We start from the raw sequence: 16837 nt of genomic DNA on the forward strand, positions 1-16837 counted from the left end.
AATCGCAGTGTTTTTTACGCGATACTTGCCAGCGACCCACTGTGCCGTATTACAGTCACGGTCAATTCGCCGCAGTTCTTCCGACTCGAGTGCCCATGAACGAACAGTTGCAACCCCTAAAGAAACAACCGCGAGCAGGCAAAGCCGGCCGCAGCGGTACCCAGGACGATATTGTCTACGCGCATATCTTCGAGGCCATCCTCGAGCAGCGTCTGGCGCCCGGCACCAAGTTGAGCGAAGAAGCGCTGGGGGAAATTTTCGGGGTCAGCCGTACCATCATTCGCCGCGCCCTGTCGCGCCTGGCCCATGAAGGCGTGGTTCTGCTACGTCCGAATCGCGGCGCCGTGGTTGCCAGCCCGAGTGTCGAAGAGGCGCGCCAGGTGTTCATGGCCCGGCGTCTGGTCGAGCGCGCGATCACCGAGCTGGCGGTGCAGCACGCCACCGCCGAGCAGATCGCCGAATTGCGCCAGATGGTCAACGACGAACGCGACAGCTTCTCCCGCGGCGACCGTGGTGCCGGCATCCGCCTGTCGGGCGAATTCCACCTGAAACTGGCTGAAGCGGCGAAAAACGCCCCGTTGATCAGCTTCCAGCGCAGCCTGGTGTCCCAGACGTCGCTGATCATCGCCCAGTACGAAAGCGGCAACCGCTCCCACTGTTCCTACGACGAGCACACCCAGTTGATCGACGCCATCGAGAAGCGCGACGCTGAACTGGCGGTGAACCTGATGATGCATCACATGGATCACATCGACAGCAAGCTCAACCTCGACGAGGAAAGTGCTTCGGATGACCTGCATGCGGTGTTCTCGCATTTGCTGCAGACCAAGAAGCCTGGGCGTTCGCCGGCGAAAATCTGATAGACCGCGTCGCTGCTTTCGCGAGCAGGCTCGCTCCCACAGGGTTTTGTGTTGAATACATAAGCCAGGATCACTGAAGATCCATTGTGGGAGCGAGCCTGCTCGCGAAGGCGGTGTGACATGCAATAAAAATCCCCCGGGCTGAAAAGCGGCGGGGGATTTTTTATGCCCGAAGAAATTTACCGCTGATGCACCAGGTTCCCCGCCGCATACGTCTGCAACACAGTCCGGTCATCCCCCAGCGTCATCAACACAAACAACGTCTCGGCGATGTTATTGGCCTGCTTCAGGCGATAGCCCAGCAGCGGCGTGGCGTTGTAGTCCAGCACCAGGAAGTCGGCGTCGGTGCCCGGTTGCAGGGTGCCGATCTTGTCTTCCAGGCGCAGCGCGCGAGCGCCGCCGAGGGTGGCCAGGTACAGCGATTTGAACGGGCTCAGGCGCGCACCTTGCAGTTGCATCACCTTGTAGGCTTCGTTAAGGGTTTGCAGCAGCGAGAAACTGGTGCCGCCGCCGACATCGGTGCCGATGCCGACATTGAGCTTGTGCTTCTCGGCCATCGGCAGGTTGAACAGGCCGCTGCCGAGGAAGAAGTTCGAGGTCGGGCAGAACGATATGGCCGAACCGGTTTCTGCCAGGCGCGCGCACTCGTCATCGCACAGGTGCACACCGTGGGCGAACACCGAGCGCTCGCCGAGCAACTGGTAGTGATCGTAGACGTCCAGGTAGCCCTTGCGCTCGGGGAACAGCTCCTTGACCCACTCGATTTCCTTGAGGTTTTCGCTGATGTGGGTCTGCATGTACAGATCCGGGTATTCGGTCAGTAACTGGCCGGCCAGGGTCAACTGTTCCGGGGTGCTGGTCGGTGCGAAACGTGGGGTGACGGCGTAGTGCAGGCGACCCTTGCCGTGCCAGCGCTCGATCAGCGCCTTGCTGTCGACGTAGCTGGATTCGGCGGTGTCGGTCAGGTAGTCCGGGGCGTTGCGGTCCATCATCACCTTGCCGGCGATCATCCGCAGGTCGAGCTGCTCGGCCGCTTCGAAGAACGAGTTCACCGATTGCGGGTGCACGCTGCCGAACACCAGCGCGGTGGTGGTGCCGTTGCGCAGCAGTTCCTTGATGAAAATGTCCGCGACCTGGTCAGCGTGGGCCTTGTCGGCGAACTGGCTTTCGCACGGGAAGGTGTAGGTGTTGAGCCAGTCCAGCAATTGCTCGCCATAGGCGCCGACCATGCCGGTTTGTGGCAGGTGGATGTGGGTGTCGATGAAGCCGGGGGTGATCAGCGCATCCTGATAGTGGGTGATCTCGATATCCGCCGGCAGGGTCGGCAGCAATTCGCTGGCGTGGCCCAGGGCGCTGATCTGGCCGTTATCCACAATCAGCAAGCCGTCTTCGAAATACTCGTAGGAGGCTTCGATACCGACTTCGGCAGGGTCGGCGATGCTGTGCAGGATGGCGGCGCGGTAAGCTTTGCGAGTCAGAGGCATGAGATTCTCAGTTCGAGGCTTTCAAGTTTGCGGTTTGGCTGCGGCGTGACGCGGGCAGCAGTTTGGCAATCGGTTCGGCGCTGGAGGTCTGCTGGCCGAAGTTCGCGTTATAGGTGGCGATGATTTCACCGGCGATGGAGATGGCGATTTCCACAGGCAACTTGCCTTTGACTTCGCCGATGCCCATCGGGCAGCGCATGCGTTGCACGACGCTGTTGTCGAAACCGCGGTCGCGCAGGCGATGTTCGAACTTCACGCGTTTGGTCTTCGAACCGATCAAGCCGAAGTAGGCGAAGTCGTTGCGCTTGAGGATCGCAGCGGTCAGTTCGAGGTCGAGCTGGTGGTTGTGGGTCATCACGATGCAATAGCTGCCGGCGGGCAGGTCATCGATTTCATCCACCGGCTCTTCGCTGACGATCTTGCGCACGCCGTGGGGAATCTGTTCGGGGAATTCATCTTCCCGCGAATCAATCCAGCGTACCCGGCAAGGCAGGCTGGCCAACAGCGGCACCAGGGCGCGGCCGACGTGGCCGGCACCGAACACGGCGATCTGCGCCTGCACCTGGCCCATCGGTTCGAACAACAAAACGGTGGCACCGCCGCAGCACTGGCCGAGGCTGGCGCCGAGGCTGAAACGCTCCAGATGGGTGTCCTGCTTGCCGCTGACGAGCATCTCGCGGGCGATCTTCATGGCCTTGTATTCCAGGTTCCCGCCACCGATGGTGTCGAAGGCCTGGTTCGCGCTGATGACCATTTTCGAGCCAGCGTTGCGCGGCGTGGAGCCGAGCTCTTCGATGATGGTCACCAGCACGCAGGGTTCACCCCGGTTTTGCAGGTCGGCGAGGGCGTCGATCCAGTTGTACATGTTTCACCTCAACATCTCTGTTGTCTGTACCGGCCTCTTCGCGAGCAAGCCCGCTCCCACATTTGGAATGCATTTCAATGTGGGAGCGAGCCTGCTCGCGAAGGCCGCACCTCGGTCTTAAAGCGAAGCCAACTCGGTCTCCGCCTCGACAGCCTTCGCCGCCTTCAACTGGCGCATCTGCTCACAGCCCCACAACACCCGCTCCGGAGTCGCCGGTGCGTCGATCTTCGGTTGATGTTTGTAGTCGCCCAGGCTCGCCACGGCGTCCTTGATCGCACACCACGAAGCGATGCCGAGCATGAACGGCGGCTCGCCCACGGCCTTGGAATGGAACACCGTGTCTTCCGGGTTCTTGCGGTTTTCCACCAGCTTCACCCGCAGGTCCAGCGGCATGTCCGCCACGGCCGGGATCTTGTAGCTGGCCGGGCCGTTGGTCATCAGCTTGCCCTTGTTGTTCCACACCAGCTCTTCCATGGTCAGCCAGCCCATGCCCTGGATGAAACCGCCCTCGACCTGACCGATGTCGATGGCCGGGTTCAGCGAGGCGCCGACGTCGTGGAGGATGTCGGTGCGCAGCATCTTGTATTCACCGGTCAGGGTGTCGACCAGCACTTCGCAGCACGCCGCGCCAAAGGCGAAGTAGTAGAACGGCCGACCACGGGCCTGGCTGCGGTCGTAGTAGATTTTCGGGGTCTTGTAGAACCCGGTGCTCGACAGCGACACCTGGGCGAAGTACGCCTGCTGGATCAACGCTTCGAACGTCAGGATGTGATCGCGGACCCGCACGTGGCCGTTGTGGAACTCCACGTCTTCTTCGCTGACCTTGTACTGGCGCGCGGCGAATTCCACCAGGCGCTGCTTGATGGTTTCGGCGGCGTTCTGCGCGGCCTTGCCGTTCAGGTCGGCACCGCTGGACGCGGCGGTCGGCGAGGTGTTCGGCACCTTGTCGGTGTTGGTCGCGGTGATCTGTACGCGGTCCATTTCCACCTGGAACACTTCGGCCACGACCTGCGCGACCTTGGTGTTCAGGCCCTGGCCCATTTCGGTGCCGCCGTGGTTCAGGTGGATGCTGCCGTCGGTGTAGACATGCACCAGGGCTCCGGCCTGGTTGAGGAAGCTGGCGGTGAAGGAAATACCGAATTTCACCGGGGTCAGCGCCAGGCCTTTTTTCAGGATCGGGCTGTTGGCGTTGTAGCGACGGATCGCCTCGCGACGCTCGGCGTACTGGCTGCTTTCTTCCAGTTCGGCGGTCATCTCCTCGAGCATGTTGTGCTCGACGGTCTGGTAGTAGTGGGTGACGTTGCGCTCGGTCTTGCCGTAGTAGTTGGCCTTGCGCACAGCCAGCGGATCGAGGGCCAGATGGCGGGAGATGGCGTCCATCACTTCTTCGATGGCGACCATGCCTTGCGGGCCGCCAAAGCCACGGTAAGCGGTGTTCGACGCGGTGTTGGTCTTGCAGCGGTGACCGTTGATGGTCGCATCGCCCAGGTAGTACGAGTTGTCCGAGTGGAACATCGCGCGGTCGACGATCGACGCCGACAGGTCAGGCGAGCAACCGCAGTTGCCGGCCAGTTCCAGGTTGATGCCGTGCAGGCGGCCGGTGCTGTCGAAGCCGACGTCGTACTCGACATAGAAGGGGTGACGCTTGCCGGTCATCAGCATGTCTTCGACCCGCGGCAGGCGCATCTTGGTCGGCTGGCCGGTGAGGTGCGCGATCACCGCGCACAGGCACGCCGGGCTGGCCGCCTGGGTTTCCTTGCCGCCAAAACCGCCGCCCATGCGGCGCATGTCGACGACGATCTTGTTCATCGACACGTCCAGGACTTCGGCCACCAGTTTCTGCACTTCGGTGGGGTTCTGCGTGGAGCAGTAGACGATCATGCCGCCGTCTTCGGTCGGCATCACCGAAGAGATCTGGGTTTCCAGGTAGAAGTGTTCCTGGCCGCCGATGTGCAGGGTGCCCTGGATGCGGTGCTCGGCAGTGGCCAGCGCCGTGGCCGAATCGCCGCGTTGGTGGGTGTGGCTGTCGAGTACGAAGTGGCGCTTGCGCAGGGCTTCGACCACGTCCAGCACAGGTTCCAGATCTTCATATTCGATGATCGCGGCCATGGCCGCCTTGCGTGCGGTTTCCAGGTCTTTCGCCGCCACGGCGACCACCGGTTGACCGACGAATTGCACGGTGTCGATCGCCAGCAGCGGATCGCCCGGCAGCAACGGACCGATGTCCTTCAGGCCCGGCACGTCTTCGTGGGTAATGGCGATGCGCACGCCTTCGAAGGCGTAGCAGGGCGAGGTGTCGATGCTGATGATGCGGGCGTGGGCACGGTCCGACATGCGCGCATAAACGTGCAGCTGGTTCGGAAACTCCAGGCGATCGTCGATGTACTGCGCTTCACCGGCGACATGCTTGGCGGCGCTGTCGTGCTTGACGGCGCGGCCGACACCGGTGGTCAGGTCCTTGGCGAACAGTTCAGCCAATTCGGCTTGGGTCTTCTCTACGGCGTGATGATTAGACATAAGCGGTCACCCGGGTCTCGATGTGCGGTGTTTGCAGTTCGATGAAGTATTTGCGCAGCAGGTTTTGCGCGCTGAGCAGGCGATATTCCTTGCTGGCACGGAAATCCGAGAGCGGCGTGAAGTCTTCGCCCAGGGCCGCGCAGGCGCGTTCAACGGTGGCGTTATTGAATGGCGAGCCAAGCAACGCGGCTTCGCAGGCAGCAGCACGTTTCGGGATGGCCGCCATGCCGCCGAAGGCGACGCGGGCCTCGGCGACCACGCCGTTTTCCAGGCGAATGTTGAAGGCCGCGCACACTGCCGAGATGTCATCGTCCAGGCGCTTGGAGACCTTGTAGGCGCGGAACAGTTTTTCGACGCTGGCGCGGGGCACGATGATCTTTTCGATGAACTCGCTTTCCTGGCGTGCCGTGACGCGGTAATCGATGAAGTAATCCTCCAGCGCCAAGGTGCGGCGGGTTTCGCCTTTGCACAGGACGATCTGCGCGCCGAGAGCGATCAGCAGGGGCGGTGAGTCACCAATCGGCGAGGCGTTGCCGATGTTGCCGCCCAGGGTGCCCTGGTTGCGGATCTGCAGGGACGCGAAACGGTGCAGCAATTCACCGAAGTCCGGGTACTCGGCGTTCAGGGCTTCGTAGCAATCGGAAAGGGCGGTGGCGGCGCCGATTTCCAGGCGATCGTCAAAGCGGTCGATGCGTTTCATCTCGGCAACGTTGCCGACATAGATCATCACCGGCAGGGTGCGGTGGAACTGCGTGACTTCCAGCGCCAGGTCGGTGCCGCCGGCCAGCAGGCGGGCCTGTGGATAAGCGTCGTAGAGGTCGGCCAGGTCGGCTACGGTCAGCGGCACCAGGCAGCGTTTGTCGCCGCTGTTGAGTTCGCCGATATCGGTCGGGGCAATGGCCTTCAGGCGCGCGATGGTGTCGGCCTCGCGAGCGTCGAACTGGTCCGGTTGCTTGCCGCAGCAGGACTGTTCGGCGGCTTCCAGGATCGGCCGGTAGCCGGTGCAGCGGCAGAGATTGCCGGCCAGTGCTTCGTGGGCCTTGGCATGATCCGGTGCATCGCTGTTCTTTTGCAGGGCAAACAGCGACATCACGAAGCCTGGGGTGCAGAAGCCGCATTGCGAGCCGTGGCACTCGACCATGGCTTTCTGCACGCTGTGCAGCTCACCCTTGTGCTTGAGGTCTTCAACGCTGATCAGTTGCTTGCCGTGCAGGGACGACACGAAGGTCAGGCACGAGTTGAGGCTGCGATAGCGAATGTGTTCGCGGCCGTCGTCATCGGTCTGCAATTCGCCGACCACCACTGTGCAGGCGCCGCAGTCACCGCTGGCGCAGCCTTCTTTGGTGCCGGGTTTGCCCACATGGTCGCGCAGATAATTGAGCACGGTCAGGTTCGGGTCCAGGGCGTGCTCGCTACGGAGTTCCTGGTTTAGTAAAAACTGGATCACGGAAGGCCTCGCAGACTCATTATTGTTGTTAACCGATAGGAACCGAATTTAGCAGGTCTGACTTTTCGGTCAATGATTTTCTGACTTAAAGGTCAGGAAATTGCATTTTGTCGATCAACCCCTTGTTCCTTAATTATTGTCGTTGGTTCGATAGCCTGCTTTTTTGCTTGAATCGTGCCAAAAACCTCCGGGCGGGCACTCCGCCCTGACGCAGCAATTGCGCTACACTGCGCCGCTTGTACAGATCAAAGAGTTTGAAGGACAACCATGACGTTCAAGGCGCCGGACAGCCTCGCCGAGCAAATCGCTCACCACCTCGCCGAACGCATCATTCGCGGCGAAATGAAGCCCGGGGAGCGCATCCAGGAACAGAAGGTCACGCTGGCCCTCAATGTCAGCCGCGGTTCGGTCCGCGAGGCCTTGCTGATCCTCGAGCGTCGCCACCTGATCGCGATCCTGCCGCGACGTGGCGCCCACGTCACCGAGCTCACGCCGCACAAGGTGCAGAGCCTGTGCACGCTGATGAGCGAGATGTACATCCTGCTGGCCAACGCCGTGGCCAGCGGCTGGAAAGTCCAGGCCGACCTGGCGCCGTTCGTGCAGATCCAGCAGCGCCTGAATGCCAGCTACGAGCGCCAGGACATCCACACCTTCGTCGACGACAGTTTCAACGTGATGCGCGCCACCTACGGGTTTGCCAACAACCCGTACTTGCAGGAAACCGTCGAGAATCTGCAGCCGGCCATGAGCCGTGCCTATTTCCTTGCCCTGGACCAGCGCAAGGCGTCGATGAGCGAATACCTGGAACTGTTCGAACGCCTGCTCGCGGCCGTGATCGCCCGTGACTTTGCGCAGATCCGCACCGTGCTGACCGCGTATGGCCAGCGCAGTTGCGATCTGGTGATCTCCGCCCTGACGGACGCCTGAGCGTGCGGCTCAAGTGCATCAAGCTGGCGGGGTTCAAGTCCTTCGTCGACCCGACGACGGTGAACTTCCCCAGCAACATGGCGGCGGTGGTCGGACCCAATGGCTGCGGCAAATCGAACATCATCGACGCCGTTCGCTGGGTAATGGGTGAGAGTTCGGCGAAGAACCTCCGTGGCGAGTCGATGACCGACGTCATCTTCAACGGCTCCACCAGCCGCAAGCCAGTGAGCCAGGCGAGCATCGAACTGGTGTTCGATAACTCCGACGGCACCCTGCTCGGCGAATACGCCGCCTACGCGGAAATTTCCATTCGCCGCAAAGTAACGCGCGACAGCCAGACCACCTATTACCTCAACGGCACCAAGTGCCGGCGTCGTGACATTACCGACATCTTCCTCGGCACCGGCCTTGGCCCGCGCAGCTACTCGATCATCGAGCAGGGGATGATCTCCAAACTCATCGAGTCCAAGCCCGAAGACCTGCGCAACTTCATCGAAGAAGCGGCGGGCATCTCCAAGTACAAGGAGCGCCGGCGCGAGACCGAAAACCGCATCCGTCGTACCCACGAGAACCTGGAGCGCCTGACCGACCTGCGCGAAGAGTTGGCGCGTCAGCTCGAGCGCTTGCATCGCCAGGCCGAGGCCGCCAAGAAGTACCAGGAATACAAGGGCGAGGAGCGTCAACTCAAGGCGCAACTGTCGGCCCTGCGCTGGCAGGCATTGAACGATCAGGTCGGCCAGCGTGAAGCGATCATCGGCAACCAGGAGGTTTCCTTCGAAGCCCTGGTGGCCGAACAGCGCAATGCCGACGCGAGCATCGAGCGCCTGCGTGACGGGCACCACGACCTGTCGGAGCGCTTCAATCTGGTGCAAGGGCGCTTTTACTCGGTCGGCGGCGACATTGCCCGGGTCGAGCAGAGCATCCAGCACGGCCAGCAACGCTTGCGGCAATTGCAGGACGACCTCAAGGAAGCCGAGCGCGCACGCCTGGAAACCGAATCCCACCTCGGCCATGACCGCACGCTGCTGCTGACCCTGGGCGAAGAGCTGGACATGCTGACCCCGGAACAGGAAGTCACCAGCGCCGCCGCCGAAGAGGCCGCCGCCGCGCTGGAAGACTCCGAAACCACCATGCATGGCTGGCAGGAGCAATGGGATACGTTCAACCTCACCGCCGCCGAACCGCGCCGTCAGGCCGAAGTGCAGCAATCGCGGATCCAGCAGCTGGAAACCAGCCTGGAGCGCCTGGCCGATCGCCAGAAGCGTCTGGGCGAAGAGCGCGCGTTGCTTTCGGCGGACCCGGAAGACGCGGCGATTATGGAGCTCAGCGAGCAGCTCGCCGAGTCCGAGGCGACCCTCGAAGATTTGCAGACCAGTGAAGAGGCCCAGGTCGAAAAGCTCGAGCAACTGCGCCAGCAATTACAGCAAGCGCTGACGGCGCAACAACAGGCCCAGGGCGATTTGCAGCGGCTCAACGGTCGACTGGCTTCGCTCGAAGCCTTGCAGCAAGCCGCGCTCGATCCGGGCACCGGCACCGCTGAATGGCTGCGCGAACAGAACCTGGCGGATCGCCCGCGCCTGGCCGAAGGCCTGAAGGTTGAGGCCGGTTGGGAGCTGGCGGTGGAAACCGTGCTCGGCGCCGACCTGCAGGCGGTGCTGGTGGATGATTTCAACGATTTCGATTTGTCGGGCTTTGCCCAGGGCGATTTGCGCTTGCTCAGCCCGGCCGGCGATGGCGTACGGGTGCCGGGCAGCCTGCTGGACAAGGTCGAGGCGCAGATCGATCTGTCGCCATGGCTGGGGCAGGTCAAGCCGGTGGACAGCCTTGAGCAGGCCCTGGCCTTGCGCGGGCAATTGGCTGCCGGGCAGAGCCTGATCAGCCGTGACGGTTACTGGGTCGGTCGGCATTTTCTGCGTGTGCGTCGGGCCAGTGAGGCGGAAAGCGGTGTGCTCGCCCGGGGTCAGGAAATCCAGCAATTGGGCCTTGAGCGCGAAGAGCGCGAAGCCGCGGTCGAAACCCTGGAAACCCAACTGCAGAATCTCAGGGCGCAGCAGCGTCAGCAGGAAAACGGCCGCGAGCATTTGCGCCGCTTGCTGCAAGACGAAGCCCGCCAGCAAGGTGAATTGAAAGCGCAGTTGTCGGCCGGAAAAGCCAAGGCCGAGCAATTGACCCTGCGCCGCACTCGCCTCGACGAAGAGCTCACCGAACTGGATGAGCAGCGCGCGCTGGAGCACGAAAACATCGGTGAAGCGCGCCTGCAGTTGCAGGAAGCCCTCGACAGCATGGCGCTGGACACCGAGCAGCGCGAGCTGTTGCTGGCTCAGCGCGACAGTTTGCGCGAGCGCCTGGATCGGGTGCGGCAGGAAGCACGGCAACACAAGGATCATGCCCATCAGTTGGCGGTGCGCCTGGGTTCGCTCAAGGCGCAGCACGATTCGACTCGCCAGGCGCTGGAGCGTCTGGAGATGCAGTCCGAACGCCTGACCGAAAAGCGCGAACAACTGAGCCTCAACCTGGAGGAGGGCGAAGCGCCACTGGAAGAGCTGCGCCTGAAACTCGAGGAGTTGCTCGACAAGCGCATGACCGTTGACGAAGAGCTCAAGACCGCGCAGATCGCCCTCGAAGACGCCGACCGCGAGCTGCGCGACGCCGAGAAGCGCCGCAGCCAGGCCGAACAGCAATCCCAGTTGATTCGCAGCCAGCTCGAAACCCAGCGCATGGAATGGCAAGCCCTGACCGTGCGCCGCAAGACTTTGCAGGACCAGTTGCTGGAAGACGGCTACGATCTCCACGGCGTACTCGCGACATTGACCGCCGAGGCCAGCGAGAAGGAAGCCGAGGAAGAACTCGAGCGCATCGCCGCGAGGATTCAGCGTCTGGGCGCGATCAACCTGGCGGCCATCGATGAGTACCAGCAACAATCGGAGCGTAAACGTTATCTGGATGCCCAGGACGCCGATCTGGTGGAAGCGCTTGAAACCCTTGAGAACGTGATTCGCAAGATCGACAAGGAAACCCGCAACCGCTTCAAGGATACCTTTGATCAGATCAATGGCGGTTTACAGGCGCTTTTCCCAAAAGTTTTCGGTGGAGGCCGCGCGTATTTGGAACTGACGGGCGAAGATCTACTCGATACAGGGGTGACAATCATGGCGCAGCCGCCTGGAAAGAAGAACAGCACCATCCATTTGCTCTCCGGTGGCGAAAAAGCCCTGACCGCATTGGCCCTGGTTTTTGCGATCTTCAAGTTGAATCCGGCGCCGTTCTGCATGCTCGATGAAGTTGACGCGCCACTGGATGACGCTAACGTTGGACGCTACGCAAATTTGGTTAAAGAAATGTCGCAGTCAGTGCAGTTCATCTATATCACCCACAACAAGATCGCCATGGAAATGGCCGATCAACTGATGGGTGTGACGATGCACGAACCCGGTTGTTCACGTCTGGTGGCAGTGGATGTCGAGGAGGCGATGGCGATGGTGGATGCCTGAGTCGTGGTTGCAGGAAGGCGTGTTTATGGGTTGTAGGACTCTTTTCCTCGCTTCGACTTGCTGGCCAATCGACATATTCGCGCTAGCCAAGGTGGTAGACGGTGTAAAGTTGCCTTTGGTCGTGCTAGTTTAATGTCAATTTTTCGTATACGTGGGCAAAACGCCTGTCAGAACATAGAGTTGGCGCCACGTTTTAAAGCGGTTTACAGGTTGTAAACCCCTTATTTTTCAGCATTTTTTATAGAGGCACGGGATTACATGGAAATCGGTCTGCGCGAGTGGCTGATCGTCATCGGCATTATTGTCATTGCCGGTATTCTTTTTGATGGCTGGCGCCGTATGCGCGGCGGCAAGGGAAAACTGAAATTCCGCCTTGACCGAAGTCTGTCCAATCTGCCGGACGAGGACAGCAGCGCCGAGCTGCTGGGCCCGCCGCGCGTGCTGGACACGCATAAAGAGCCGCAACTGGACGAGCAGGACCTGCCGTCGGTGAGCATGCCGGCCCGCGAGCCTCGTGAATCGGGCTCCAAGCGCGGCAAGCGTGGCCACAGCGAGCCTTCCCAGGGCGACATGAACCTCAGTCTGGATCTGGATGGCGGCCCGAGCTTCAGCAGCCGCGACGACGATTTCCCGGATGACACCAAGTCCTCGCCAGCGCACGGCGAAAAAGATCAGCCGCAAGCTGAAGAAGTGCTGGTGATCAGCGTGATCTGCCGCGACGCTGCCGGCTTCAAGGGCCCGGCGCTGTTGCAGAACATTCTGGAAAGCGGCCTGCGTTTCGGCGAGATGGATATTTTCCACCGTCACGAAAGCATGGCGGGCAACGGCGAGGTGCTGTTCTCCATGGCCAACGCCGTCAAGCCGGGCGTATTCGACCTGGACGACATCGACCACTTCAGCACCCCGGCGGTGAGCTTCTTCCTGGGTCTGCCAGGCCCTCGCCATCCGAAGCAAGCTTTCGACGTGATGGTGGCCGCGGCGCGCAAATTGTCCCAGGAGCTCAACGGCGAACTGAAGGACGACCAGCGCAGCGTACTGACTGCCCAGACGATCGAGCATTACCGTCAGCGCATCGTAGAGTTCGAACGCCGCGCCCTGACCCAGAAGCGCTAAATCAAACGGAGCTCTCTATGTCAGGAGAGCGTTTGTGGCGAGGGGGTTTACCCCCGTTGGGCTGCGAAGCGGCCCCAAAACCAGCCAACCCGTTGTGTCAGATAAAATACGAACACTGGATCTACGACTGCTTCGCAGCCGAACGGGGGCAAGCCCCCTCGCCACAAATGCAGCCCCTTGCCGGGCCGAAATATGAAAATTGAGCAGCCTCGGCTGCTCTTTTGCTTTATGAGAGAACACCCATGACCGCCGCCAAGAACCGTATTTTAGAGCTGCGCGCTGAGCTGGATCAGCATAACTATCGCTATCACGTGCTCGACGAGCCGAGCATTCCGGACGCCGAATACGACCGCTTGTTCAACGAGCTCAAGGCGCTGGAAGCAGCCAATCCCGAGCTGATCACCAGCGACTCGCCCACCCAGCGAGTGGGCAGCGCGGCGCTGTCGGCGTTTACCCAGGTGCGTCACGAAGTGCCGATGCTCAGCCTCGGCAACGCCTTCGAAGAAACCGACATGCGTGAGTTCGACCGCCGGGTGACTGAAGGCCTGGATTTGCCGGCGGGTGACCTGTTCGGTGGCGGCGCAACAGTCGAATACAGCTGCGAGCCCAAGCTCGACGGCCTGGCCGTCAGCCTGTTGTACCAGGATGGCGTCCTGGTGCGTGGCGCGACCCGCGGCGACGGCACGACGGGCGAAGACATCAGTGTCAACGTACGCACCGTGCGCAACATTCCGCTCAAGCTGCACGGTACTGGCTGGCCGGCGACCCTGGAAGTGCGCGGCGAAGTGTTCATGTCCAAGGCCGGTTTCGAACGGCTCAACGCCACGCAACTGGAAGTCGGCGGCAAGACGTTCGCCAACCCGCGCAACGCAGCGGCGGGCAGTTTGCGTCAGCTGGATTCGAAGATCACCGCCAACCGTCCACTGGAATTCTGCTGCTACGGCATCGGCCAGGTGTCGGCGGACATTGCCGATACGCACATCGGCAATTTGCAGCAACTCAAGGCCTGGGGCATGCCGATCAGTCATGAGCTGAAACTGGCGCAGGGTATCGCCGAGTGCCTGGATTACTACCGCGACATCGGTGAGCGGCGCAACGCACTGCCTTATGAAATCGACGGCGTGGTGTTCAAGGTCAACAGCATCGCCTCCCAGCGCGAACTGGGTTTTCGCGCCCGTGAGCCGCGTTGGGCCATCGCCCACAAATTCCCGGCCATGGAAGAGCTCACCGAACTGCTCGATGTGGAATTCCAGGTGGGCCGCACCGGTGCGGTAACACCGGTGGCACGGCTGAAGCCGGTCAAGGTCGCAGGCGTCACGGTGGCCAACGCCACACTGCACAACATGGATGAAGTCGCACGCCTGGGCCTGATGATCGGCGATACGGTGATCATTCGCCGCGCCGGTGACGTGATTCCGCAAGTAGTGCAAGTGGTCATGGAGCGTCGTCCGGAAAACGCCCGGCCGGTGCAGATTCCGGAGAAGTGCCCGGTGTGTGGCTCCCATGTCGAGCGCACACAACTGATCAAGCGCAGCAAGGGTCGCGAGACGATCAGCGAAGGCGCGGTGTACCGCTGCGTCGGTCGCCTGGCCTGTGGCGCGCAACTCAAGCAGGCCATCATTCACTTCGTCTCCCGTCGTGCCATGGATATCGAAGGCCTGGGCGAGAAGAGCGTCGAGCAACTGGTCGACGAAGGCCTGGTGAGTTCGCCGGCCGATCTGTACGCCCTGACGTTCGAGCAGATCGTCGATCTGGAAGGCTTTGCCGAACTGTCGAGCAAGAACCTGCTCGGCGCCATCGAAGACAGCAAGAAGCCGGGCCTGGCGCGGTTCATCTACGCCCTCGGGATTCCCGATGTCGGCGAAGAGACGGCCAAGGTGCTGGCCCGCTCCCTGGGGTCGCTGGAGCGGGTGCAGCAGGCTTTGCCGCAGGTGCTGACCTACTTGCCGGATGTCGGGCTGGAAGTCGCGCATGAGATCCACAGCTTCTTTGAAGACGCACATAACCAGCAGGTGATTGCTGAACTGCTCAAGCATGGTTTGCAGATCCAGGATCAGGGCGAGTTGGGCGCCGAGTTTTCGGCAAGCACCACGCTGGGCGGTTTCCTCGACAAACTGCATATTCCATCGGTCGGTCCGGGCGGGGCGCAGAAACTGGCGGACAAGTTCGGCTCGCTGCAGGCGGTGATCGGTGCTGACTGGCTGGATATGCGTCAGGCTCTGCCGGAGAAACAGGCCAATTCGGTGCGCGAGTTCTTCGCGCTCGAAGAGAATCGCCAATTGGCCGAGGCGGCCGAGAAGCAACTGGCTGAATTCGGCATGCACTGGCAGAGCGAGAAAAAGGTCGTCGAAGGCTTGCCGCTGGCCGGGCAGACCTGGGTGCTGACCGGCTCGCTGGAGCTGATGAGCCGCGATGTGGCCAAGGACAAACTCGAAATCCTGGGGGCCAAGGTCGCCGGCTCCGTGTCGGCCAAGACCCATTGCGTGGTCGCAGGGCCGGGCGCCGGTTCGAAGTTGACCAAGGCCAATGAGCTGGGGTTGAAGGTGCTGGATGAAGAGGCGTTTGTGGTATTCCTCAAAGAGCACGGCGTCCCAGTCTGAACAAAAAGTCGCAGCCTCCGGCAGCTCCTACACCGATCTCTGTAGGAGCTGCCGAAGGCTGCGATCTTTTTACAGACACCTCAATTCCAACTGGAACGATCCAGGCACAAGAATGATCTAGTCTCTGCAAGCCCCAGGGAGAGATCGCCATGCACCCTTTCTTCGAGCAGCTCAGCTCGCGCATCGCTGCACCGTTCATGGGCGAAAGCTCGCGCAACAGCAAGGTGTGGCCGTGTCGTTGCGGGCAGTCGCTGTTCTTTCGCAACAGCCAGTGCCTGGCGTGTTCAGCGGCGTTGGGTTATCAGCCGGGGCAGAGTCGCTTGTCCTCACTGCGGCCGGGTGTGCAAGCGGGCACTTGGCTGCTTGATGTCGATCCCGGGGCTGGACTGTTTCGACGCTGCGCCAACCTCGATTCTCCGGCGGCCTGCAATTGGCTGCTGCCTGCCAATGACCAAGAGGTCTTGTGCATTGCCTGCAGTCTCAATCGAACCATTCCCGACCTGTCAATCACGGAAAACCACGAGCGCTGGCGCAAGGTGGAAACCGCCAAGCGGCGTCTGGTCGCGCAACTGGTCAGCCTGGGGTTGCGGGTGATTCCCAAGGCAGTCGATGAGGAGACTGGCCTTGCATTCGACTTCATCGGCGTCGACCTTGAAGGCAAGCCGCCGACCACGGGCCACGCCAACGGCCTGATCACCCTGGATATCAAGGAGGCCGACGACGCGCACCGCGAGCAGGTGCGGGTGCAAATGCACGAACCCTATCGCACCTTGCTCGGGCATTTTCGTCACGAAGTCGGGCATTACTACTGGGACCGATTGATCGCCTGCAGCCATTGGCTTGAGCCTTTTCGCGGCTTGTTTGGCGATGAACGCGCGAGCTACGCCGATGCCCTCGAACGGCATTATCAGCAGGGCGCGCCGCTCGACTGGCAGCAGCACTGTGTCAGCGCCTACGCGACCATGCACCCGTGGGAAGACTGGGCGGAAACCTGGGCGCATTACCTGCACATGATGGACGCCGTGGACACCGCGCTAGGGTTTGGCATGAGCGCCCGGGAAATGGACTTCGACTATCAGCCGTTTCCGCCCGAAACCCTCTACGATCCGCAGCATCCCGGCGGCACGGCTTTCCTGTCGTTCGTCAACGCCTGGATCGAGCTGGCCGGCATGCTCAACGAGCTGTCACGCAGCATGGGGCAGCCGGATTTCTACCCCTTCGTCCTGCCGCCTGCTGTCGTTGCCAAGCTGCACTTCATTCACCTGGTGATTCAGCAGGCGGGCGGCAGGGCGGACGCGGTGCTTGAGGCGCAATAGCAAGTGCTTGAAGCCCCTCATGTTTTTTATCCGAAACCAACGGTTGTAACTTCGCCTCAGATAGGTACAATGGCGCGGCTCGCCGACAGGTGAGCGTCGTTATGGTGACCCTATCGGTCCCCCCGCAACGATCAGCCGTGAACCCGGTCAGGCCTGGAAGGGAGCAGCCGCAGCGGTGACATTGTGTGCCGGGGTGTGGCTGGTAGGGTTACCACCT

General features: G+C 61.5%; 10 protein-coding genes and 1 other RNA gene. 7 read left to right on the top strand and 4 right to left on the bottom strand.

All coding sequences use genetic code 11. The features are described from left to right. Positions 1-95 precede the first annotated feature (95 nt). Entirely contained in the window at positions 96-860 is a 765-nt protein-coding gene (locus tag KW838_RS18335) for a GntR family transcriptional regulator (RefSeq protein ID WP_007971481.1), read from the top strand. Positions 861-1039: 179 nt separating this feature from the next. Here the strand turns inward: KW838_RS18335 and guaD are convergent, their stop codons facing one another. The 4 genes from guaD to xdhA form a co-directional block, all read right to left on the bottom strand. Beyond that, positions 1040-2344 carry a guanine deaminase gene (guaD, locus tag KW838_RS18340; RefSeq protein WP_218502198.1) on the bottom strand — a complete coding sequence of 435 codons (1305 nt, stop codon included), beginning with the start codon at positions 2342-2344 and terminating at the stop codon, positions 1040-1042. 7 nt (positions 2345-2351) lie between these two features. Then, positions 2352-3209: a xanthine dehydrogenase accessory protein XdhC gene (xdhC, locus tag KW838_RS18345; protein ID WP_218502201.1), complete on the bottom strand. Its 858-nt coding sequence runs from the start codon at positions 3207-3209 to the stop codon at positions 2352-2354. 117 nt (positions 3210-3326) lie between these two features. Then, positions 3327-5726 (bottom strand): xanthine dehydrogenase molybdopterin binding subunit, encoded by a 2400-nt coding sequence (gene xdhB / locus KW838_RS18350; protein ID WP_102698773.1) that lies wholly within the window; start codon positions 5724-5726, stop codon positions 3327-3329. Then, positions 5719-7173 (bottom strand): xanthine dehydrogenase small subunit, encoded by a 1455-nt coding sequence (xdhA, locus tag KW838_RS18355; protein WP_102698772.1) that lies wholly within the window; start codon positions 7171-7173, stop codon positions 5719-5721. Before xdhA ends, xdhB begins: the two co-directional genes overlap by 8 nt. A gap of 267 nt (positions 7174-7440) precedes the next feature. On the opposite strand from xdhA, the gene KW838_RS18360 reads away from it, so the two are divergent. From KW838_RS18360 to ffs, 6 genes are all read left to right on the top strand, one after another. Then, positions 7441-8100 (top strand): GntR family transcriptional regulator, encoded by a 660-nt coding sequence (locus KW838_RS18360; protein ID WP_102698771.1) that lies wholly within the window; start codon positions 7441-7443, stop codon positions 8098-8100. A gap of 2 nt (positions 8101-8102) precedes the next feature. Continuing rightward, complete coding sequence (smc, locus tag KW838_RS18365) at positions 8103-11591, top strand: chromosome segregation protein SMC (RefSeq protein WP_218502213.1); 3489 nt, start codon at positions 8103-8105, stop codon at positions 11589-11591. A 258-nt stretch (positions 11592-11849) separates the two neighbouring features. Further along, the gene (gene zipA, locus KW838_RS18370) at positions 11850-12704 is read left to right on the top strand and encodes a cell division protein ZipA (RefSeq protein WP_102673249.1); all 855 of its coding nucleotides are present in this window, start codon (positions 11850-11852) and stop codon (positions 12702-12704) included. Between the two features lie 242 nt (positions 12705-12946). Further along, positions 12947-15304 carry an NAD-dependent DNA ligase LigA gene (gene ligA, locus KW838_RS18375; RefSeq protein ID WP_218502215.1) on the top strand — a complete coding sequence of 786 codons (2358 nt, stop codon included), beginning with the start codon at positions 12947-12949 and terminating at the stop codon, positions 15302-15304. A gap of 149 nt (positions 15305-15453) precedes the next feature. Next, complete coding sequence (locus KW838_RS18380) at positions 15454-16620, top strand: putative zinc-binding metallopeptidase (RefSeq protein WP_218502217.1); 1167 nt, start codon at positions 15454-15456, stop codon at positions 16618-16620. A gap of 111 nt (positions 16621-16731) precedes the next feature. Beyond that, an RNA gene (gene ffs / locus KW838_RS18385) (signal recognition particle sRNA small type) lies at positions 16732-16828 on the top strand. Positions 16829-16837: the final 9 nt, after the last annotated feature.

Source organism: Pseudomonas sp. PDM27 (genome assembly GCF_019219205.1).
GTDB classification, from domain to species: Bacteria; Pseudomonadota; Gammaproteobacteria; order Pseudomonadales; family Pseudomonadaceae; genus Aquipseudomonas; species Aquipseudomonas laurylsulfatiphila.